This window comes from Bradyrhizobium sp. USDA 4503, assembly GCF_054055815.1.
In genome coordinates, this window is the sequence record NZ_JBSRXS010000001.1 from 542,714 (window position 1) to 563,425 (window position 20,712).

Annotated in this window: 21 protein-coding genes and 1 pseudogene; 13 read left to right on the forward strand and 9 right to left on the reverse strand. The window is 62.1% G+C overall.

Annotation, left to right across the window (positions count from 1 at the left end; all coding sequences use genetic code 11):
- Positions 1-81 precede the first annotated feature (81 nt).
- From ACVMIH_RS02525 to ACVMIH_RS02550, 6 genes are all read left to right on the forward strand, one after another.
- The gene (locus tag ACVMIH_RS02525; RefSeq protein WP_229189061.1) at positions 82-594 is read left to right on the forward strand and encodes a GlcG/HbpS family heme-binding protein; all 513 of its coding nucleotides are present in this window, start codon (positions 82-84) and stop codon (positions 592-594) included.
- A gap of 10 nt (positions 595-604) precedes the next feature.
- Positions 605-1,654 (forward strand): alpha/beta fold hydrolase, encoded by a 1,050-nt coding sequence (locus tag ACVMIH_RS02530; RefSeq protein WP_229189060.1) that lies wholly within the window; start codon positions 605-607, stop codon positions 1,652-1,654.
- Positions 1,655-1,750: 96 nt separating this feature from the next.
- Positions 1,751-2,548, forward strand: a complete 798-nt coding sequence (locus tag ACVMIH_RS02535) for an ABC transporter ATP-binding protein (protein WP_456860619.1) — start codon at positions 1,751-1,753, stop codon at positions 2,546-2,548.
- A gap of 112 nt (positions 2,549-2,660) precedes the next feature.
- A complete protein-coding gene (locus ACVMIH_RS02540) occupies positions 2,661-3,374 on the forward strand; it encodes an ABC transporter permease (protein WP_229189057.1) in 714 nt (237 codons plus the stop codon).
- 76 nt (positions 3,375-3,450) lie between these two features.
- Positions 3,451-4,617, forward strand: coding sequence for an ABC transporter substrate-binding protein (locus ACVMIH_RS02545; RefSeq protein ID WP_229189056.1), 1,167 nt, complete (start codon positions 3,451-3,453; stop codon positions 4,615-4,617).
- Between the two features lie 162 nt (positions 4,618-4,779).
- Positions 4,780-6,396 (forward strand): dihydroxyacetone kinase subunit DhaK, encoded by a 1,617-nt coding sequence (locus ACVMIH_RS02550; protein WP_456827373.1) that lies wholly within the window; start codon positions 4,780-4,782, stop codon positions 6,394-6,396.
- A gap of 19 nt (positions 6,397-6,415) precedes the next feature.
- Here the strand turns inward: ACVMIH_RS02550 and ACVMIH_RS02555 are convergent.
- From ACVMIH_RS02555 to ACVMIH_RS02590, 8 genes and pseudogenes are all read right to left on the reverse strand, one after another.
- Positions 6,416-6,550 (reverse strand): annotated as a pseudogene (locus ACVMIH_RS02555) (nitroreductase family protein); the annotation flags it as partial.
- A gap of 583 nt (positions 6,551-7,133) precedes the next feature.
- Complete coding sequence (locus ACVMIH_RS02560) at positions 7,134-7,382, reverse strand: hypothetical protein (protein ID WP_456827375.1); 249 nt, start codon at positions 7,380-7,382, stop codon at positions 7,134-7,136.
- Between the two features lie 26 nt (positions 7,383-7,408).
- The gene (locus ACVMIH_RS02565) at positions 7,409-8,197 is read right to left on the reverse strand and encodes a 3-hydroxybutyrate dehydrogenase (protein ID WP_456860621.1); all 789 of its coding nucleotides are present in this window, start codon (positions 8,195-8,197) and stop codon (positions 7,409-7,411) included.
- 73 nt (positions 8,198-8,270) lie between these two features.
- Positions 8,271-9,062, reverse strand: a complete 792-nt coding sequence (locus ACVMIH_RS02570; RefSeq protein ID WP_229189101.1) for an acetoacetate decarboxylase — start codon at positions 9,060-9,062, stop codon at positions 8,271-8,273.
- Positions 9,063-9,090: 28 nt separating this feature from the next.
- Entirely contained in the window at positions 9,091-10,263 is a 1,173-nt protein-coding gene (locus ACVMIH_RS02575) for a DUF3734 domain-containing protein (RefSeq protein ID WP_229189052.1), read from the reverse strand.
- A gap of 40 nt (positions 10,264-10,303) precedes the next feature.
- On the reverse strand, positions 10,304-10,906 hold the full coding sequence (locus ACVMIH_RS02580; RefSeq protein ID WP_229189051.1) for a PepSY domain-containing protein: 603 nt from the start codon (positions 10,904-10,906) through the stop codon (positions 10,304-10,306).
- A 30-nt stretch (positions 10,907-10,936) separates the two neighbouring features.
- Positions 10,937-11,644, reverse strand: a complete 708-nt coding sequence (locus tag ACVMIH_RS02585; RefSeq protein WP_456860623.1) for a hypothetical protein — start codon at positions 11,642-11,644, stop codon at positions 10,937-10,939.
- Positions 11,645-11,816: 172 nt separating this feature from the next.
- Entirely contained in the window at positions 11,817-12,020 is a 204-nt protein-coding gene (locus ACVMIH_RS02590; RefSeq protein WP_141340181.1) for a hypothetical protein, read from the reverse strand.
- Positions 12,021-12,172: 152 nt separating this feature from the next.
- Here ACVMIH_RS02590 and ACVMIH_RS02595 point away from each other — a divergent pair, with 152 nt between their 5' ends.
- The 3 genes from ACVMIH_RS02595 to ACVMIH_RS02605 all read left to right on the forward strand — a co-directional run bounded on the left by ACVMIH_RS02595 (position 12,173) and on the right by ACVMIH_RS02605 (position 13,592).
- Positions 12,173-12,424 (forward strand): hypothetical protein, encoded by a 252-nt coding sequence (locus ACVMIH_RS02595; RefSeq protein ID WP_456860625.1) that lies wholly within the window; start codon positions 12,173-12,175, stop codon positions 12,422-12,424.
- Between the two features lie 71 nt (positions 12,425-12,495).
- The gene (locus ACVMIH_RS02600) at positions 12,496-12,933 is read left to right on the forward strand and encodes a hypothetical protein (protein ID WP_168857422.1); all 438 of its coding nucleotides are present in this window, start codon (positions 12,496-12,498) and stop codon (positions 12,931-12,933) included.
- Between the two features lie 8 nt (positions 12,934-12,941).
- Positions 12,942-13,592: a TetR/AcrR family transcriptional regulator gene (locus ACVMIH_RS02605; protein ID WP_316399091.1), complete on the forward strand. Its 651-nt coding sequence runs from the start codon at positions 12,942-12,944 to the stop codon at positions 13,590-13,592.
- 43 nt (positions 13,593-13,635) lie between these two features.
- Here the strand turns inward: ACVMIH_RS02605 and ACVMIH_RS02610 are convergent, their stop codons facing one another.
- On the reverse strand, positions 13,636-14,289 hold the full coding sequence (locus tag ACVMIH_RS02610) for a TetR/AcrR family transcriptional regulator (RefSeq protein ID WP_141340178.1): 654 nt from the start codon (positions 14,287-14,289) through the stop codon (positions 13,636-13,638).
- A 208-nt stretch (positions 14,290-14,497) separates the two neighbouring features.
- On the opposite strand from ACVMIH_RS02610, the gene ACVMIH_RS02615 reads away from it, so the two are divergent.
- Genes ACVMIH_RS02615 through ACVMIH_RS02630 form a run of 4 tightly spaced genes read left to right on the forward strand, consistent with a single transcriptional unit; the run spans position 14,498 to position 20,707 of the window.
- On the forward strand, positions 14,498-15,370 hold the full coding sequence (locus ACVMIH_RS02615) for a histidine kinase dimerization/phosphoacceptor domain -containing protein (protein ID WP_229189045.1): 873 nt from the start codon (positions 14,498-14,500) through the stop codon (positions 15,368-15,370).
- On the forward strand, positions 15,367-16,491 hold the full coding sequence (locus tag ACVMIH_RS02620) for an efflux RND transporter periplasmic adaptor subunit (RefSeq protein WP_456860628.1): 1,125 nt from the start codon (positions 15,367-15,369) through the stop codon (positions 16,489-16,491). Before ACVMIH_RS02615 ends, ACVMIH_RS02620 begins: the two co-directional genes overlap by 4 nt.
- Positions 16,488-17,564 carry an efflux RND transporter periplasmic adaptor subunit gene (locus ACVMIH_RS02625; protein ID WP_456860630.1) on the forward strand — a complete coding sequence of 359 codons (1,077 nt, stop codon included), beginning with the start codon at positions 16,488-16,490 and terminating at the stop codon, positions 17,562-17,564. The genes ACVMIH_RS02620 and ACVMIH_RS02625 overlap by 4 nt, the downstream gene beginning before the upstream one ends.
- A complete protein-coding gene (locus ACVMIH_RS02630) occupies positions 17,561-20,707 on the forward strand; it encodes an efflux RND transporter permease subunit (RefSeq protein WP_456860632.1) in 3,147 nt (1,048 codons plus the stop codon). Before ACVMIH_RS02625 ends, ACVMIH_RS02630 begins: the two co-directional genes overlap by 4 nt.
- Positions 20,708-20,712: the final 5 nt, after the last annotated feature.

Genomic DNA, 20,712 nt, shown 5'->3' on the forward strand with positions numbered 1-20,712 from the left:
TGGTAGACCCGTATTGCACGCAAAGCGTCGTGCCGCGCTGAATCATCCTGGACGGATGGTCTTGCGAAGGGGGGAGGCGAGATGACCAGACAAATGCTTGCGGCAGCAATGCTCATGGCTTGCTTGCCAACGCTCAGCGTGGCCGAAGGCTCAAAGAGCAAGCCGATACTTACCTATAACGCGGCTGAAGCGATGATTGCAGCCTGTTTCGCTGCGCAGGCGGCCGCCGGATACGCGAAGGTGAATGTCGTCGTGGTTGACGACGGGGGGCGGCTGATTGCCGCCGCGCGACAGGATGGGGCCTGCAAGGCCTGCACGGACATTGCGCAGAACAAGGCGATCACGTCGTCGCTGTATGCTGCACCGACCCGGACCTTTGCCGACCTGTCTTTTGGTGTGAAGCGCGATGGCGTGAACGCCGGATTGCCGGGTGCGGCCTTTGTCCCTGGCCTTGTGGCGTTTGCAGGCGGCCTGCCCATAAAGACCGCGACAGGCGATGTCGTCGGCGGGATCGGTGTCAGTGGCGGCAGCGAGGATCAGGACGAAAGCTGCGCGCAAGCAGGCCTCAACGCAGTGTCGAAAAGCCTGAACTGAGAGCGGCGCCATGATCAACAACCCGTTCTACGGCCCCGAGACGCAGGGCAATTTCAAGCTCTACGATCTCGGCAACCTGATCCTGGAAAGCGGCGAAACCCTCCGCGGAGCAAAGCTTGCCTACCGTACCTTCGGGAGGCTGAACGCAAGGAAATCCAACGCCATTCTGGTGACGACCTGGTTCTCCGGAACCGGCAAGGTGATGGAGGACGTATATGTCGGCCAGAGCCACGCGCTTGATCCGGACCGGTACTTCATTGTCATCGTGGATCAGCTTGGCAGCGGCGTGTCATCGTCGCCGCAGAACACGCCCGCGCCACAGGCGATGGCGAAGTTTCCGAAGCTTGCCATTGGCGACGATGTCCGCGCCCAGCACCGGATGTTGACAGACCTGTTCGGCATCGAACGGCTCGCGCTTGTGGTCGGTGGGTCGATGGGCGGGCAACAGGTTTATGAATGGGCCGTCGCCTATCCGATGATGGTTGAACGGGCAGCGCCGATTGCTGCGACGGCCCGCATTTCGCTGCACCAGCAGGTTTTTGTCGAAACCCTGAAGGAGGCGATCACGTCGGATCCCTGCTGGAACGGCGGCTGGTACGCCTCGGGCGTCGTTGTGCGCGAGGGCATGGACCGGATGGCGCGGATCGTCGCGACACTCGCCTGGTCCACGCAGTTCTACCAAGAGGAGCGGTGGCGCAGCATAATTGGCATGTCGTCGCTTGACGATTTCATCAACGGTGTGATGAAGGCCTATTTCGAGCCGATGGATCCCAATGTCCTGTTGTGTGAGATGCACAAGTGGCAACTGGCCGACGTATCGCGGCACACCGCGGGTGATCTCGCTCGAGCGCTGGCGCGGGTGAAGGCAAAGACAATGGTCATGCCGATCAGCCACGACAGTTTCTTTCCTCCGCAGGAATGCGAGGCCGACTATCGACTTGTCCCGCACGCTTTGTTTCGGGTGATCGACTCACCTGAAGGGCACATGGGCCTGAACGGATTCGAACCGCGATACATGGAGCAGGTTGATCGTTACTTGAACGAGCTGCTAGCCACCTGACGATTTCTACACTCAGTTTTGAATCTCCCCCGAGCGCCGTCGCTTCGGGGAACGGGCGGGCATGTCCCGATTACCGCGCCTGAGGACGCGTGCAAGATGCAACAGACCAAAGGCAAGGCGCTCAACGTCAGAGGCGCTACCAAGACCTACAGGACACAATCGGGCGAAGTCCATGCACTGAAGGACGTCGATCTGACCGTGCGGCAGGGCGAATTCATCGCCGTCGTTGGTCCCTCGGGTTGCGGCAAGACCACGCTGCTTTGGTCGATCGCGGGATTGCACAAGCTGACCTCAGGCGCCATCGCCCTTGGCGAGGAATGGATCACCTGCCCGCATCCAAGTATCGGCATGATGTTTCAGGAAGCGAATCTTCTGCCCTGGCGGACGATCCGCAAGAACATCGAGCTTCCGTTCGAGATTCGCCGAACACGCCCGGACGCAGCGCGGATCGATACGTTCCTGCAGCGGGTCGGGCTGGGCGGTTTCGGCGACAGGATGCCTCGTGAACTGTCGGGAGGGATGCAGCAGCGCGCGTCCATCGTGCGCGCGCTGGCCAGTGACCCCGCGGTCCTGTTGATGGACGAACCCTTCGGGGCGCTCGACGCCTTCACCCGTGACGAGATGAACAAGCTGGTGGAGGAGATCTGGCTCGAGTCCCGCAAGACGGTGATCCTGATCACCCATTCGATCGCAGAGGCGGTGTTTCTGGCCGACAAAGTCTACATCATGAGCGCGCGGCCGGGCCAAATCGCGCGAATGGTGGACATTCCGTTTCCGCGGCCGAGGTCTCTGGCCCTGATGGAATCGCGCGAGTTCTTCGACCTCGTAAACATGATCAAGCACGACATTCAGCACCAACGGCCGGCCACGCCAGCGGTCGTCATGGCAAGATGAGGGGGCCAGCATGAGCCAGACAACCCAGACCGGTGCCGGCATCGCGGGCGCAACGGGAATTGCCAGCGGGCTTGGTGACCAGGGAGCCAAGGAAGTCGCCGCGATCATCGCGGTGGCCCTGCTCGTCATCGGCGGAGGAGAGTTGCTGCTGCGTCTGTTCGAGGTGCCGCGATACATCCTGCCTGCCCCCTCGGCCATCGCCAGCGTGTTTTTCTCCCAGGAGATCTCGACTATCTGCGCACACTATTCCTTCACGCTGATCGAGCTCTTTGCTGGCTATGCCATCGGTGCGTCGATCGGGTTGCTCCTCGCTGCGGTCATTACGCAATTCCCGTTCGTGGAAAAAGTGATCACGCCCTACATCCTGCTGCTGGTGACCACGCCGATGCTGGCGCTCGTGCCGCTCTTGATCTTGAATTTCGGCTTCGGATTCACGCCGAGGATCATCGCTGTCTCTCTTGCGTCTGGTCCGATGGTGATGATCAACGCAGCCACCGGATTTCGGCGTGTCGATGCGATGAAGATTGCGCTGGCGAGATCCTGCGGGGCGTCGACCCTCCAGATCTTTACCAAGATCCGCATTCCGATGGCCATGCCGATGGTGATCGTTGGCCTGATGATCGGGGCGATCTTCGGCATGATCACCGCTGTCGGCGCCGAGATGTCGGGCGGTGGGTTCGGGCTTGGCAGCCGCCTGACGACTTATTCGTCAACGCTTCGCATGCCGGAGTTCTTTGCTTGCATCGTGATCCTCGCTGCCACCGGGATCACGATCTACGCCTTCTTTTTCTGGCTCGGAAAAAGGCTGGCCGGCTGGGAAAGCTGACCACAAACGGGCGAGACGCCGCGCGCGACCCGGGAAAGACAAACACTGCGGCCCAACCAACGAGGGAGGAGACCCTATGGCTCACCAAATGATGACACGTCGGCGGCTGCTGCAAGTCAGCGCCACCGGCCTTGTGACCACCACCGTTCTCGGCGGCGGCCTGCTGAACCCCGGCCCGGCCCAGGCCAAGCCCTACAAATCACCCTTCACCTGGATTTCGCCGCGCGGCACGATCGAGGTGATGGACGACTACCCTTACTGGGTGGCCAAGAAGATGGGCTACTTCGGTGACCTTGGGGTAGAGACCGGTATGGAGCCAGGCCCCTCAGACGGGACCGCGGTGGTGAAATTCCTGGCGGTGCAACAGGCCGACATCGGCTTTCCCTCGCCGGGCGTCCTGTCGTTCGCAGTCAACGCGGGGATGGACCTCGTCTCGGTCTTCGGCAGCGGTTGTCTCGATCTCTTCAACGTCGCTTTCCGCAAAGGCGAGGGAGTGAAGGATCTGAAACAGCTCGAAGGCAAGACCGTGCTTCTGGGGTCCGCCGCCTGGCAGTCGATCTGCGACCCAATGTTCGCCGCCGTCGGCGTCAATCCCAAGAAGATCACCTATGTCGAGGCGGGCTGGCCGACCTGGACAACTGCGCTTGCCGGCGGGCAGGGGCATGCCTGCCTCGCATGGGAGGGCCTAAGGGCTGATCTCGGCGCAAAGGGCCTCGATTTCGACTACTGGCTGGGCATGCGCGGCTCACCCCTGCCGTCGAATTCGTTGGTCGTGCGGAGGTCCGATCTCGAGGATCCCGATCGGCTGAAGTTCCTGAAGAAGTACCTGAAGGGCTGGGCGATGGGCAGCGAATTCGCCGACCGCAACCCGCGCGCCGCCGCAGATATCGTCTTCAAGGCGTTGCCGACGACCAAGGCAAACTACGGTCCGCGGGCAGGCACAGAAAGCCTCATGCAGATTCACCGCACCTTCAAGGGCAATATGGCGGCACGCGCGGGCTGGGGAGAGCACAACATTCCGGCCTGGGACAATTTCTTCAAGATACTGAAGGCCATCGGCCAGTCGAGTATCGACATCGATACCACCCGCTATGTCACCAATGAATTCATCGCTGGAGCGAATGAGTTCGACAAGGCGAAGGTTCATGCCGATGCTGACGCTTATGCACTGCCCAGTGACCTTGCGGCGATCGACATGGCCGACGTCGAGGCGAAATTCTACAACAACGTGATCAACGGATAGAACCAGCGACGCTGGCGGCGTGCGTACCGAAGCATGGCGTGATCCCGGTCACCTGAAGGACCAGGCACAGGCATCGGCCATGCCACCTCGCCGGGCACTCACCTCCCGATGCCCGGCGAGGAGTTGCATTCGACCTGATGCCCAAACCAAGAGACGATCAGAATGGCGCAGTTCATCAACTCCAAGGAACACATCGTTCAAGAGGCACTTGACGGCTTGGTTGCCGCTTCTGGCGGCCAGCTTGTCAGGTTGGACGGTTACCCATTCATACGCGTGATCGCGCGGTCGGATTGGGATCAGTCCCGCGTCGCCGTGATCTCCGGCGGCGGGTCCGGGCATGAGCCGGCACACGCCGGCTTTGTCGGCCCGGGCATGCTGACGGCGGCCGTATGTGGCGACGTCTTTGCCTCTCCGTCCGTTGACGCGGTGTTGGCAGGAATCCTGGCCGTGACGGGAGCTGCCGGCTGTGTCCTCATCGTCAAGAATTACACCGGCGATCGCCTGAACTTCGGTCTTGCTGCTGAACGGGCACGAGCACTGGGCAGGAAAGTGGCCATGGTGATTGTCCAGGACGATATCGCGATCCCGGACATCAGCCGTCCTCGGGGTATCGCTGGAACGCTCTTCGTGCACAAGATCGCCGGAGCAGTGTCCGAGAGCGGAGGCGACCTCGAGGCCGTGACTGCGGCCGCGCGTCGCGCGGCCTCCAATGTCATGAGTATCGGGATGTCGTTGGACACTTGCACGGTGCCCGGTTCGCCCAAGGAAAACCGAATCCGGCCGGGAGAGATTGAACTGGGGCTTGGCATTCACGGCGAAGCTGGCGCTGCGAAGTTGCCCTATCTCGGTGCACGTCAGGCCATGGCTGACGCGGTCGCGAGACTTGTCCCAAGAATGAGCGGGAGCGGCTATGCGGCGCTTCTGAACAATCTCGGCTCTACGACAGCCCTTGAAATGTCGGTTCTTGCACAAGAATTGCGGCAGTCCGCGCTCGGCCCTGCGGTGTCCCATATCGTTGGTCCTGCCTCGATGATGACGGCCCTCGACATGCATGGCTTTTCGCTCACACTCTATTCGCTGAGCGCCGAGGACGAAAAACTGCTGACCACAGAAACGCCACTGCGTAGCTGGCCGGGGCTTCAGCCTTTCGTGGCGCCTTGCATCGTGCCCTTGCCCGATGGGTTGGCTCGCGTGCGGCCAACGCCTTCCGCCGATCCTGCGACCGAGGAATTCCTCATCCGGTGCTGCAAGGCGCTGATCGCCGCCGAAGCGGATCTGAACGCGCTCGATGCCAGAGCAGGAGATGGCGATACCGGAACAACCCTTGCGAGCGCGGCGAGCGCCTTGATCCAAAACGTCGGTCAGCTTCCACTGTCGGACCCCACGCAACTCTATCGCACGCTGGGGCAGGAGCTCAGCCAGACCATGGGGGGCTCGTCGGGTGTCCTGCTCGCGATCTTCTTCGCTGCGGCAGGCGATGCGGTATCAAGCGGCCACAGCTCGATCGACGCGCTCAAGGTTGGATTGGCCAGGATGCAGGAGGTGGGTGGCGCGCAACCGGGTGACAGGACCATGATCGACGCGCTACTGCCCGCCCTTGATGCCTTGCCGCAGGGGCTGAACGACGCAGCTCGCGCAGCAAGAGAGGGTGCGAACCTGACGGCCACCATGTCCAAGGCGCATGCTGGAAGAGCCGTCTACATCAGCGCGGAACGGTTGACAGGGCATGCTGACCCCGGGGCGGAGGCCGTTGCGAGATTGCTTGAGAGCTTGTGCTAAGTCGGCATTGAACGAGTTGCCAGGGCTGGGTGTTCATCGACAACAGAAAGGGCATCGCCAAACCAATGATTTCCGCAATCAGCGCCTTGGGTACTGGATCAGGTTTGTAACCGCGGATACTCCTGCGACCGCGGATAACATCGTCAAACTGCATCTGAGTGGTGGGATGGTGAAATTGTGCCGCGGATCTGCCCGACGTGTCGAGGTTTCGGTGCAAGCCGTCGGTTGCGGCGGGCCGCCGGCTACTTTGCATGGGGTTGTTTTCGATATTTGGCGGAAGCTGCGGCGGCGCCGACCGAACGGCTCTTCAGGCCGGTGCTCAAATCGTGGGTTTTGGTCTGGAAAGGTCGGGAATTCCCGATCTTTCAATGGGGATTGACTGACACTCTCTCCGCCATTTCTACGATCTCGTGCGCCGGTTTACGATCTTGTCCGATTTCGTGCGCCTTGAATTCGTTGTTCGTATCGGGATGCATGCCAAGGGCTAGCTATGACACTCCAAGGTCGCAACTCCGAATGCATCAATCGGAGGCAGGACGACAAAGCCTGGCGTTAGCACACGAACATGGCTCAGCTTGATAGGTCCAATGCTCGTTTAACTGCGCCCCGGGATATGTGCACGTTGCTCTGCTCTGACATGATCGTCTCCGCTCGGTGCTCGAATTGAATGATCTCCCAAGTCAATCCTGCAGATGTTGACTTGAGTCGACCGCCCCGATTGTCTGATGCAGCGTCCCTCAGGCCGCGAGATAGGGAAACAGCCTTGCCTCATCACCGTGCGCCGTTGACCAAGTGCGCGACGGTCCGGGAGCCATCGCTGCGTAGAAGTCGCTCGGAGCCATCAACTCGGCGTCGCCTGGCAGCACATCCTCATTGAATATCTCCTCACAGGCGCGGAGAGCGTTCGCAAGGCGGTTATCTTCCGAAGGGTTGAGCTGGAAACGGCGTATCGTCTCGTTCCGGTTGGCTCGCCTGACAGGGGACATGATTGAAGCTCCGTGAATTGAACTGGCTAGGCGACCGTCCAGCCCCCATCCATCGAGAGGTTGGCGCCCGTGATTTGAGCGGCATCGTCGCTGCACAGGAACAGTGCCAGCGAAGCAACCTGTTCGGCGGTGACGAACTCCTTCGTTGGCTGCGCGGCGAGCAGGACATCATTGATGACTTCATCCCGCCGCATGCGCCGGGCCGCCATCGTGTTCGGAATTTGCTTCTCGACGAGCGGCGTCCAGACGTAGCCGGGGCTGATGCAGTTGCAGGTGATCTTCGAGCGAGCGAGTTCCAGCGCGACGGTCTTGGTAAGGCCCGCAATGCCGTGCTTGGCTGCGACATAGGCCGACTTGAAGGGCGACGCGACCAGCGAATGCGCCGAGGCCGTGGTGATGATGCGGCCCCAGCCGCGCTTCTTCATGCCTGGTACCGCCGCGCGGATGGCATGGAAAGAGGCAGACAGGTTGATCGCGATGATCGCATCCCACTTCTCGGCGGGGAATTCCTCGATCGGCGAAACGTGCTGGATGCCGGCGTTGTTGACCAGGATGTCAACGCTGCCGAAGATATCCTCACCGAGAGCGATGAGCTCGGCAATCTCGCTTGGCTTCGCCATGTCCGCGGGTGAGTAGATCGCCCTGACCGTGAAATCGCGTTCGATCGCGGCACGCTCCTGCTCGACATCGGCAGGCGCGCCCATGCCGTTGATGACGACGTTGGCGCCCGCGCCGGCAAAGGTTCGCGCGCACGCGAGGCCGATGCCGCTGGTCGAGCCGGTGACGACAGCTGTCTTTCCGTTCAGAAATCCCATTTCGTACACTTTCCTCACTACACATGCGAATGACGATAGCTGCTGCGCCGGAGTTCGCGACGCCCAGTTGAACTTAAAAGACCAAGGCGTTCTCACCGGCTCGAATCGAGCCGCGAGCCGGCTGCTGCAAATAGTCGTGCACCACCTTTCCGAGGCCGAGCGTAAGGTCGGCGCGGATGTGGACGGCAGAGATGATCTCCAGGACCGGAAGGTCGGCAACGGGCGCCAGGGCGTGGGGCGCCAAGGCGAGGGCCGCGGGTCCGGCCCAGGCACCCTTCAGCACGATGTCTTCGAGATGATATTGGACGAGCTCGCAGATGCGGGGGCTGCCGTCGACATGTGGGATGATCTTGAGCAGGAAGTTCGGCTCGTTCAGGGCCGCCTTGATTTTCGACAAGTCGGCCGCGCGATGCTTGTAGCCCATCGTCCCGGTCGCAACCCGGAGCGGGCCGTAATCCAGCGTGCCGATCAATGTGTCGATCTCGGTTCGCAATGTCGGCTGGGCGAGCTTCTTCGGAAAGCCCCATAGCTCGCGCCCGCCCGCAATGGGGCCTTCGTCGTTGAGGAACATGCAATGCGTATAGCCGCCCTTGCGTCCGCGGAAGGAGACGGGGATGACCTGTCCGCTTTCCGTGTAATCGCCAAAGCCGTTCGAATCCGGCATGCGAATGAATTCATATTTGACCAGAGCTTCTCGCACGTCGACCTCAAGCGGCTCCGGAACCACCGCCTGGAGCTTGGCCGGATCGGTGCGATAGGTGATGATCAGGTATTCGCGATCGGCGAACCGGTACGGCCCGGGCGGATACGCCGGGTTGGTCAGCGGCATTGCAAAGGCTCGTCGCTTCACGTCAATCTCGCGCATTTGTGCTCTCCAGGCGGCTGGGGTGGGCCTACTCGCGGCCGTCTTGTTCGAGATCAAACGTGAAGACCCCGTCGGGGCTCGAAGGCTGCGCGAGCACCTCGGGATGGCGCAGCGTGCGCAGCGCGTCGTGGTAGCCGGCTTGCCAGTGGTCCTGCATCGAAAGGCGCGAGAACTCGTAATCCTTGGAGTGCCCCTCGTGATTGCGCGCGCGATAGATCAGATGGACGATGTTGTAGACGTTGCGGGACACTGCCGTGCTGAGGAGTTTTACGTTCTCGTGCTGGCTGAGATCGTCAGGCAGTCGGCCAAGCAGATCCGTGAGTGCGCGCCGCAGGCGCTGCACGCGCTTGAATTGGTCGGTGCTGGCGCGGGTGCGGCTGGAATACTGGATCTCCTTGTGTCGCGTGACGACTTCAGCCATGTTGCGCGGAAGTTGACCGCGGGCGCTCCAGAGGTCGACCTGGAACGCAAGCATGTCCTGCGGGGCATCAGACTCGATCACCCATTGCAGCGGTGTGTTGGAGACGAGACCGCCGTCCCAATAGTGCTCCCCCTCGATTTCCACGGCGGGGAAGCCCGGCGGCAGCGCGCCGCTTGCCATGATATGCTCGGGCCGGATCGTATGGGTCGTGTTGTCGAAATAGACGAAATTCCCTGTTCGTACGTTGACCGCGCCCGCGCTGAAGCGCGTCGTTCCGTCATTGAGACGATCGAAATCGACCAGGCGCTCCAGCGTCGTCTTGAGTGCGCGTGTGTCGTAAATACTGGTCGCATCGTTGGCGCCAGCGAGCTGCAGCCAGGGTGGGATGGGGCGGGCGGAAAAAAATCCGGTTGCGCCGCACGTCGCTGCCAGGCCGGCGCTCATTTGATTGATGAGGTTGCGCGTGTTGTCGCTCTTCGCCCAATCAAGGAAAGGTGTTCCGGATAAGTCCCAGGGCGCCGTTGAAGTGACCTGGGTCCAGAAGTCGCGCAGGCGCTCGACACGGGACTCAGGCGGGTTGCCCGCGATGATGGCGGCGTTGATGGCTCCGATCGAAATGCCGGCGACCCAATCAGGATGAATGCTGGCTTCGGCCAAGGCTTCGTACACGCCCGCCTGATAGGCGCCGAGCGCGCCACCGCCTTGCAACAGCAGCGCGATGCAGTCAAAGGGTAACCGTCGTTGCGCGGAAAAGAGCTCGGATCGAGGCTGGAAGTTCATGGTGCGGTTGCTCTTGAGTTTTGCGAAGTGAACACGCGTTTCAGCGCTGGCTTGCGCTCTGCTTTCCAACTTTGCGCGGCTCGAGCATCACTTCCTTCAAATGGTCCCCGGCGGCGACGACGACCACGAAATTCAGCCTGCCTTCTTGTCTCACGAGACCACCGGCGAGCGCACTGCCGGCCGCAGCTCTTTCGGCGACTTGCACCGCATCCGACATTTCCTGCTTGCTCCATTTCAAGGCAATCATCTTGGCGAGATCGTCCCGATCGAGCTCTTTCAGGGAAGACGCCAGCTCCTTGCCCGTGACGCTTCCGGTATTTGCATCGATGGCGTTCTCCCACACGTTTTCATTTCTCATCGTGCGAACGCGGTAGACGGGTGGGTTGGCGAGTTCAAAGCTGATGTCGGCAGTCTTCGAGCCGTCATGCAGACGCTCGGCGATCTCCATTGCCCGGCTGAGCGGGACTCGTATGGTGCGGAATTCCGTGAGTACGCGCCGGATCGCAGCGTCCTCGGCTTCGCTTTGCGCCGTCGCGCTCGGCCTGTCCCCGTCTGCGGGATTTTGTGCCACGTCGGCAACCGCGCCGGTCGTCGTGAGCGCAGCGGACCATACGATCAGGGCAAACAAATGCTTCTTCGACATTGGTGAACCTCGTTTAGATTGGTCGACCGCCTACCAAAGGCGAGTGAGGGCGAACGTATCGCTGCAAGAGCTGTGGCCTGCCGAGCCGCAAGATCCCGCAGTGCCATGCGGTGTCGCGCGCCGCGCGGCTTGCCGTCGTTTCTCGGCAGATACGTGAGAAAGCTTGTGGGTTATCTCCGGCGAAGCCAATGCAATGGAATTTCCGGAGACGTCCTCGACCGCCGACTGTGCAAGACTGTTGCGCGGTTGTGGGGGCATCGTCACGGGAGAAACCTCGTCTTCGTCGGTTTGAACGTCCGAGCCCGTGCTTTGATTCGTATCGGGTGCATGGTCCGGCTGCGTAGTGGCTGCGGCGATCTCCTTGTCAGCGGATGACGGCAGGAGCTGATTGGTATCGATCACGACGCGCTCCGGTTCCTTGAGGCCGGAGTGGACGCGAATTGAAGGCCGCACAGCATCTGGTCCGGCAAAGTGGTCCGGGAGCTGCACCGGCAGCACCCAGTCGGTCGCCAGAAGCAAGCAGACCAGGGCGCTGCCAACCGTAAGAAAATAGCCGCGCAAGGGAAGGCCGTGATCAGTCGATCGGCTCGCGCGCATGAACTCGAGGGATCGTCGGTTCACGGCACGCGTCGCCTGGCAGCGGAATAATTCAGTCTCATTGTCGGATACTCCAAAGGGCGCGATGCCGGCTCGCGTGCTCGGCATTTGCCACTTCAAAACTTCGGCGATGTTCGGCACGCCAGGACTCCGGATGCCGTCTCACGCGGTGTGCGCGTGATAGTCGATTTCGTCGGGCGCAACGCCTCTGCGCGCCAGTTCGGACTCGATCATGTCGAACATGCATTCGAGCGGCGCAAGCCAGACGTTGACCAGTAAATGATGCTGTTGCGGGCCATCAGCAGAGCTGGCGTCATGCGAATGTCCTCCGTTCCTGGCCAAGCCTGACGGTACTGAGCCGGCGGACGAGGGTTCGGACCCACGCGACCATCGAGATCGTGATGCCGAGCAGCAGGCTCAGGACCACGAGACACAAAGCGAGGACAACGTTCAGCGACGCCGCGGCGAGCCCCGGTAAGGGGTTTTCACGCATCAACGCGAAGAGAAGAGTTGACATTCTCGACCTCATTAATAAACTATACCGTATATTTCATATAAAACATGCTTCATGGTTGATGTCAAAGGCAAGGGCCTCACAAACGCGTTACGGCGAAGCGAGGCTCCGCTCCGGCGAACCAGAAGCTTCAAGCGGTGAGAGGATTCGACGTGATGAGATTGACGCTGGCGCTGTTCATCGGCGCGGGGGTCGTGGCTGCGAGCTCAGCCGCGTCCGCCCAGGAGAACCGTGGCACTCCGGAGCAGAGAGCGGCCTGTGCGCCCGACGCCTTTCGTCTGTGCAGTGTCTACATTCCCGATCCGTCGGGAGTAGAAGCCTGTCTGCGGCTCAGGAAGTCGGACCTCAGCGAAGCGTGCAAAACAGTGTTCGAGCAGGCGAGCACCGGATCAGACAGGGCCGAATAGAAGCAGCTTCGCAGGGGCGAGATCAGATCCGCGTTGATTGCATCAATCCTTCTGGAAACAGGAGCGACATAATGAGTACCATGTACATACCGGCTTTGGCCGCCTTCGGCGGCTCTGCGTTCGGATCGGTTTCGACCATCGTGAGTGGATGGTTCAGCCGACGACGTAAATTGCGTGAGCGTCATCACGCCCGCTCGTTCTCGAAGCGTGAGCGGCTGTATCGCAGCTTCATCGAGGAAGCATCACGGCTCTACGCCGAGGCCCTGGTCAATGATCAGGCAGAAATTCCGCAGCTCGTCAGTCTCCATACGCTGGTGGGACGAATGCGGATTCTCTCGAGCAACGAGGTTGTTCAGGCCGCCGAGCGCACCGGGCGTCTGATCATCGAAACCTATCTGTCGCCAAATCGCACGTTTGTGGATCTGCCCAACTTCATCGAGGAAATAGATCCATTGCGCGATTTCGGCGAAGCTTGCCGTCGCGAACTCATGAACCGGCCAGCTCCGTGAGAAGCGTGATGCGGGAGCAGATTGACGACCGGACCAGGAATGCGGGCGGGCGCCGCAGGATCGTGCGGGCAGCCAAGGCCCTCTATTGTCAGATCGGTCACAACAAGACCACCGTGGCCGACATCGGCCGGAGCTTGTCGATGTCCTCAGCCAACATCTATCGCTTCTTTCGCTCAAAACAGGCGATCGAGGAGGCTGTCGTAGGTGAATTGCTCGATGAGATCGTGAGCGCGGCAGCCGAGGCGGGGCGCGGCGGCGGGTCGGTGCTGCGGCGCCTGACCGCAATCCTGAAGGCGATTGCCGAGTGTAACGAAGGTCGACCCGCAAGGGACCGGAGACTGCAGGACCTTTTGGCCTCGGCGGTTCAGCAGAATTGGTCCGTCGTCCTCGCCTACGAGGACCAGATCAGGGGGGTGGTCCGGCCAGTGATCGGCACCGGTCAAGAAAACGGGGAGTTGCGGGACGGCAGTCCGATGGCATTGACCTGCTGCCTTCTGGAGGCCCTTGATGTCTACCTCAATCCCTCGCGGACCGGAGTGACGACGCTTCGGCCGAGTTTCGAGGAAATGTTGAGTTTCTGTACGGGTGCGTTGCGCCGCACGCCGTCGGTGCAAGCGCTCGATATGGCATCGCACCTGGAGATAGCGGTGGGCCGCTGACGGATCGGCTCGGGCGGCCCGCGATCAGACGGCAGGCCTGCAACTAGTGGTACCAGTCCGACTCGCACGCCGCCAGGAAGAAGCCGACCCGTTCGCGCACGAAACCGGGAAGCTCCTTCTTCAGGTCTTTCGGCGTCTCGCCGATGAGCGAGCGAAACAGCATCGGCAGCAGGACCAGGTCAAGGAAGATCTGCGCCGTGGCGCGGCTTCGTTTGGCGCTGAACGGTCCCCTTGGTGTACGGGCAAGCTTCTGGGTGGCGTTATCCAGCCACTGCGACACCGCAGCCAGGGAGCGATCGCGCGCGGCGTCGTGGACGTTGCGGCTCAGTTCGGGAAACCGCTGAGATTCGGCGATCGTCGCCCGGACCATGCCCAGCGACTCCTCGATAACCCTATCGACAATGGCGATTCCGAGGCTCATCAACTTGTCCTCGATGGTGCGGCCTTCGGGCGAGAAGCCCTCAAAATCCGTCAGCCCGTCGATGCTGCGAGCCACCACGGCCGCGAACAGTGCTTCTTTGCCGGGGAAATGAGCATAGATGGTCGGCTTGCTCGCGGGAGCAAGTTCGGAAATGTCGTCGATGCTTGCGCTGCGGAAGCCTTTTTCGAGAAACAGTTGCTGGGCTGCATCGAGAATTCGCGCCTGCGCGTCGCCGGCAAGATCCTTGGGCGGTCTGCCTCGCTTCGTCTTCTTCATTCTTGGACCTCCAAAATCACGAATCTGTGCGCGTCGGTTTCCCACTTGACACGGGCTGCAAAGAAAGGCAAGAAAAAGAAAATATACGGTATAGTTTATTAAATGGGGGGCTCGATGGTTGCGGGCCTGGCGAATGCTCCTGCGAGGATCAGGCTCGCAGAGGTGGGGCGTTCGAGCCCAATCGTCCGAGCAAAATGAGGAGAGTGTCGTGACTATCTTGAGCCCAGACCCGTCCGGCTTGCCGGAGCGCGTTCTGTTGCGCGAACTGCATCACAGGGTCACCAACGGGGTTGCCTTCGCCATCGATGTTGTCTCCGCCGCCGCCGTTCGGGTCGAGGGGAAGGAAGCCAAAAGCGCACTCAGCGATGTCGTGGAACTGCTGCACGGTTATGCCGACGTGCATCGCGCTCTGGCGATGCCTGCGGGAGATACGCTGATTCACGCCGCCACCTACATTCGCAAATTGGAAGGTGGCATGCGCCGAGCGCTGCTGGACCGGATGAACATTCAACTGGCCTTCGCGACTCACTGCCTCGCGCTTCAGCCGGAGCGCTGCTGGCACCTGGGGCTGATCGTCCATGAACTCGTGATGCACGCGGCTAGGCACGCCTGCTTCGACGGGCGGGCCGGGCAGATCAAGGTCAAGCTGACGCGCGCCGGCGCCCTGGTGAATTGCGTCGTTCTGGACAACGGCTCGCGCCCGGCGCGCGACGTCTCTGACCGCGAACTGCGAACAGCGAGAGATCTTGCCAGGGCTCTCGGCGGCCGGATCGAGCAAGGCTTTGGCGCCGAATTCACCTCGATTGTCCTCTCTTTTCCGCTCAGCGAGCGCGAACTGGGTCCAAACCGGTCAATCGCGACGCGCCAGGCGAGGGCTCCGCGCCGCACGAGAGCTGCCGCTTCAGACAAAGTGGTGTTGAAGGCCAGCGCAGCGGCCGATCATCAATGCGGGCCTACCGCTGCGATAGACCCGTTTGCGGGATTGCTGTGCCAGCACGACCGCGAGCTGGTCCTCCCCTGTCGGTCCGCCGATGTCCTTGGCGGGCTGCTGTCGCCTTCCCATCCTGCGGACGCGTCATGACAACCCATTCTTCCAATCCGACCGATCCGCTTCGGACGCTCCCTGCGGCCAAGGCCCTCGTCGCGGCGGCCGTGCTTGCCGGCGTCGCGCTGAGCGGCTGCAACGACCGCGCGTCACAGACGGCCGCGCGCGCCACACTGGTCCGGACCACGATCGTGCAGCCGCGCGACCGGCAAGCCTCTCTCACGCTGACCGGGGAGATCCAGGCGCGCTTTCGTGCCGATCTATCTTTCCGCGTCAGCGGACGCGTGGTTGCCCGTACCGTGGACGTCGGTGCTCACGTCAACAAAGGCGACGTTCTCGCCCGTCTCGATCCGGCGGAGCAACAAGCCGACGTCGATGCCGCGACCGCGGCAGTGGCCTCGGCCGAAGCCCAGCTGCGCGTGGCGAAGGCTACCTTCGAACGTCAGAAAGCGCTCATCGCAAGCGGCTTCACCACCCGGACCGTGTACGACCAGGCCCAGGAAGGTTTACGAACCGCAGAGGGCGTGCTGGAAGCCGCCAAGGCCCAACTGGGCACCTCCAAGGATGCGCTCGGCTATGCCGCCCTGCGCGCTGAAGCCGACGGTGTCATTACCGCTCGAAACCTCGAGGTCGGCCAGGTCGTTCCGGCTGCCCAACCTGTGTTCTCGCTTGCCCAAGATGGGGAGCGGGATGCCGTCTTTGAGGTCTATGAATCCGTATTTCTTGGCGAGACCGACAGCCGCCGCATCACGCTGGCGCTGGTCTCCGATCCCGCCGTGACCGCGACGGGTGAGGTGAGAGAGATCTCACCGGCGATCGACGCGAAGAGCTCCACGATCCGCGTCAAGGTGTCCATCGACAATCCGCCGGCCGCGATGACGCTGGGCAGCGCCGTCGCCGGAACTGTCAAGACGAAAGCTCAGAAGGACATCACCTTGCCCTGGAGCGCGCTGATGGCCGCAGGCAGGAGGCCTGCCGTCTGGACCGTAGACCCGAAAACGAAGACTGCGTCGCTGAAGTCCGTCACGGTCGGCGCTTATGAAGCCGGTCAGGTGCTGATCAAGGCAGGCCTCGAGCCCGGCGAGCGCGTCGTCGTCGACGGCGGCAAGCTTCTGAGTGTCGGCCAGTCGGTCACTGAGGAGGGAGATCAGTCATGAAGCGACAGGTCATGATGATCGCTGGCACGCTCGCGGCGGCCTCGTTGCTCACCGACTGCCAGCAGGAGATGAACGCGCCGGAGCCCGTGCGCCCCGTGCTCTCAATGGTGGCCAAGCCGAACAGCGGTGACAGTACGGTTGCCGTCGGCGTCGTCGAGCCGCGCTACAAGACCAACCTTGGTTTTCGCGTGCTCGGACGGCTGACTTCGCGCCCGGTCTACGTTGGCGACATCGTCAGCGAAGGACAAATCATCGGGACGATTGATCCCACTGCACTCGATCTCGCCGTTCGCGCGGCCAAAGCTCAACTTGCGAAGGCCGAGGCGCAGTTTGCGACGGCCAAGGCCACGGAGGAGCGGCAACGCACGCTCATCACCAGCGATGCGACCACCAGGCAGACGCTGGATAATGCCGAGCAGGCCCGCGCCGGCGCCGAAGCAAGCGTCGCGCAGGAGCAGGCGAACCTGACCAAAGCCATCGAGCAACTCGGCTATGCCCAGATCAAGGCCGACTTCGGCGGTGTCGTCACCGCCGTCGGCGCGGAAGTCGGCCAGGTGATCTCGCCCGGTCAAACCGTAGTGACGGTCGCGCGGCCGGACATTCGCGAGGTGGTTGTCGATATCGGGGAAGACCTACCAGTGCCGCTCGAAGTCGGTCTCCCGTTCACCGTCAGCCTGCAGCTCCTTCCCGCGGTTCAGGTCGAAGGCAGCATCCGCGAAATCGCACCGCAGGCCGATGCGGTGACGCGGCTGCGACGTGTCCGGATTGCGCTCGACAACCCGCCCGAAAGCTTCCGTCTTGGCGCGACCGTCACGGCAAAGCTCGGGAAGGACCAGAGCAAGGTCTTGCGCCTACCCGCATCAGCGGTGCTCGCGCGGGACGGCGCAGATTTCGTCTGGGTGGTCGATCAGTCCGCCGGCACCGTCTCGCTGCAGAAGATCGATGGTGTCGCCGAACAGGCGGGCATCCGCGTCACCGGCGGACTTGCCGCCGGCGCCCGCGTCGTCACCGCCGGAGTCCACAGCCTCAAGCCCGGACAACACGTCCGTATCGAACAGGATCAAGAGCCATGAAGTCGTTCAACCTTTCGGACTGGGCGCTCGGCCATCGTTCGCTCGTCTGGTATTTCATGATCGCCTTCATGGCGGCCGGCCTGTTTGCCTATCTCCAGCTGGGACGACAGGAGGATCCTGACTTCACCATCAAGACCATGGTGATCCAGGCGCAGTGGCCGGGCGCCTCGCCTGAGGAGATGACGCGTCAGGTCACCGACCGGATCGAGAAGAAGCTGGAGGAACTGGAAACGCTCGACTACACCAAGAGTGTAACGGTCGCGGGTCAGGCCACCGTCTTCGTCTACTTGCGCGATTCGACTAAGGCGGCCGACGTCAAGCCGACCTGGGTGCGCGTCCGAAACATGATCGCAGACATCAGGGGCGATTTCCCACAAGGCGTGATCGGGCCCGGTTTCAACGACCGCTTCGGTGACGTCTTCGGCAACGTCTATGCCTTCACCAGCGACGGCTTGAGCCAGCGACAGCTCCGCGATCAGGTCGAGGATGTCAGGGCCAAGGTGTTGACGGTGCCCGATGTCGGCAAGGTCGACATTCTCGGCGCGCAGGACGAGGTGATTTATCTGGAATTTTCTACCCGCAAGATCGCAGCGCTCGGTCTCGACGTCCACGCCATCATGAATTCGCTCCAGGGCCAGAACGCGGTGGCGCCCTCCGGCGTGTTCCAGGAGGGGCCGGAGCGGATCAGCGTCCGCGTCAACGGCCAGTTCACCTCGGAGGCGAGCCTGAAGGCGGTCAATCTGCGCATCAACGACCGCTTCTTCCCGCTGACCGATGTCGCGACCATCACGCGCGGCTATGCCGATCCGCCGTCAACCCTGTTTCGGTACAACGGTCAGCCCGCCATCGTCCTCGCGATCGGCATGAAATCCGGCGCCAACCTGCTGCAGTTCGGCGAGGCGCTGAAGGAGGAGATGACGAAGATCATCGCCGACCTGCCGATCGGCGTCGGCGTCCACCTGGTTGCCGACCAGCCCGTCGTGGTCGAACATGCGGTCTCGGGCTTCACCGAAGCCCTGTTCGAGGCCGTGATCATCGTGCTCGGCATCAGCTTTCTGAGCCTGGGCATGCGAGCCGGTCTCGTGGTCGCCATCGCCATTCCGCTCGTGCTCGCGATCACCTTCGTCGTGATGGCCTATTGCGGCATCTCGCTGCAGCGCATTTCGCTGGGCGCCTTGATCATCGCGCTTGGCCTCTTGGTCGACGACGCCATGATCGCGGTCGAGATGATGGTGGCGCGGCTCGAGATCGGCGATCCCCTCGAAAAGGCGGCAACCCACGTCTATACGTCGACCGCGTTCCCGATGCTGACGGGAACGCTTGTCACGGTTGCTGGCTTCATCCCGATCGGGCTCAACAGCAGCAATGCCGGCGAGTTCACGTTCACGCTGTTCGTCGTGATCGCGGTGTCGCTGATCGTCTCCTGGATCGTGGCCGTGTTGTTCACGCCGTTGCTCGGCGTCACCATTCTGCCAGCGAAGATGAAGGGACACCACGAGCAAAAGGGGCGCGTCGCGCAGATGTTCGCGCGCCTGCTGCTGTTCTGCATGCATCACCGTTGGAGCACCGTCGCTGTCACGGCCGGGGCCTTCCTGCTCGCCCTGTTCGGCTTGCAGTTCGTGCAGCAGCAGTTCTTCCCCTCGTCCGACCGTGCCGAACTCGTGATCGACTGGAACCTGCCACAGAACGCTTCGATCACCGAGACCAATACCCAGATGGCGCGCTTCGAGCGCGAGCAGTTGCAGGGCAATGACTCCATCGAGCACTGGTCCACCTATGTCGGCACCGGCGCGCCGCGCTTCGTTCTGTCGTTCGACCTGCAGACCGCCAACACCTGGTTCGGTCAGCAGGTGATCGTGACCAAGGGCGGCATCGCCGCGCGCGACAAGCTCAAGTCGCAGTTCGAGGACTATTTGAGGAAGACGTTCCCGGGCACCGACACCTACGTCAAGCTGCTCGAGGTCGGCCCTCCCGTGGGACGTCCGGTGCAATACCGCCTGAGCGGCCCCGACATCGCCGAGGTACGCAACCTCGCGCAGAAGCTCGCAGGCGTCATCCGCAGCAATCCTGACCTCGGCAATGTGGTGTTCGACTGGATGGAGCCGGCGCGCGTCGTCAAGGTCGACGTGCTCCAGGACAAGGCGCGCCAGCTCGGCGTGACCTCGGAAGATATCGCCACCACCCTGAACTCGGTGCTTCAGGGCTCGCCGGTCACGCAGGTGCGTGACAGCATTTATCTCGTCAACGTCACGGGACGAGCGACCGCGCCGGAGCGCGCTTCGATTGATACGCTGCGCGACCTGCAGATGACCGGGCTCGGCGGCCAATCGGTGCCGCTCGGCGCGGTCGCCAATCTGCGCTACGAGCTGGAGCAGCCCACGATCTGGCGCCGCGCCAGGATCCCGACGATTACTCTCAAGGCCGCCGTGGTCGGCAACGTTCAGCCGAAGACGGTCGTCGACCAGCTCGCGCCGAAGGTGGCGGAATTTACCAAGCAGCTGCCCGCGGGCTACTCGATCAAGATCGGCGGCTCGGTGGAGGAGAGTGCCAAGAGCCAGGGGCCGATCGTCGCGGTCGTACCCTTGATGCTGTTCATCATGGCGACCGTGCTGATGGTGCAGCTGCAGAGCTTTTCGCGCCTGTTTCTGGTGTTCGCTGTCGCCCCGCTCGCGCTGATCGGCGTTGTCATGGCCATGCTGCCAAGCGGCGCGCCGCTGGGCTTCGTGGCCATCCTCGGCGTGCTGGCTCTCATCGGCATCCTGGTCCGGAACTCCGTGATCCTGATCGTGCAAATCGAGGATCTCAAGAAGGAGGGCAGGCCCGCCTGGGATGCCGTGGTGGAAGCAACCGAGCACCGCATGCGACCAATCTTGTTGACCGCGGCCGCCGCAAGTCTCGCGTTGATCCCAATCGCACGCGAAATTTTCTGGGGGCCGATGGCCTATGCCATGATGGGTGGGATCATCGTCGGTACGCTGCTGACGCTGCTGTTTCTGCCGGCGCTGTATGTGGCGTGGTTTAGAATTCATCCTGATCACAGCGATCAACTGCATGGGGCCGATGCTCCGGTGCACGAAATCGCCGCGCCCGGGCGAAGCTCCCCGCGCGATGCGTCAGCGCCGACCCTTGAGCCGCAATTCTAGCAAGG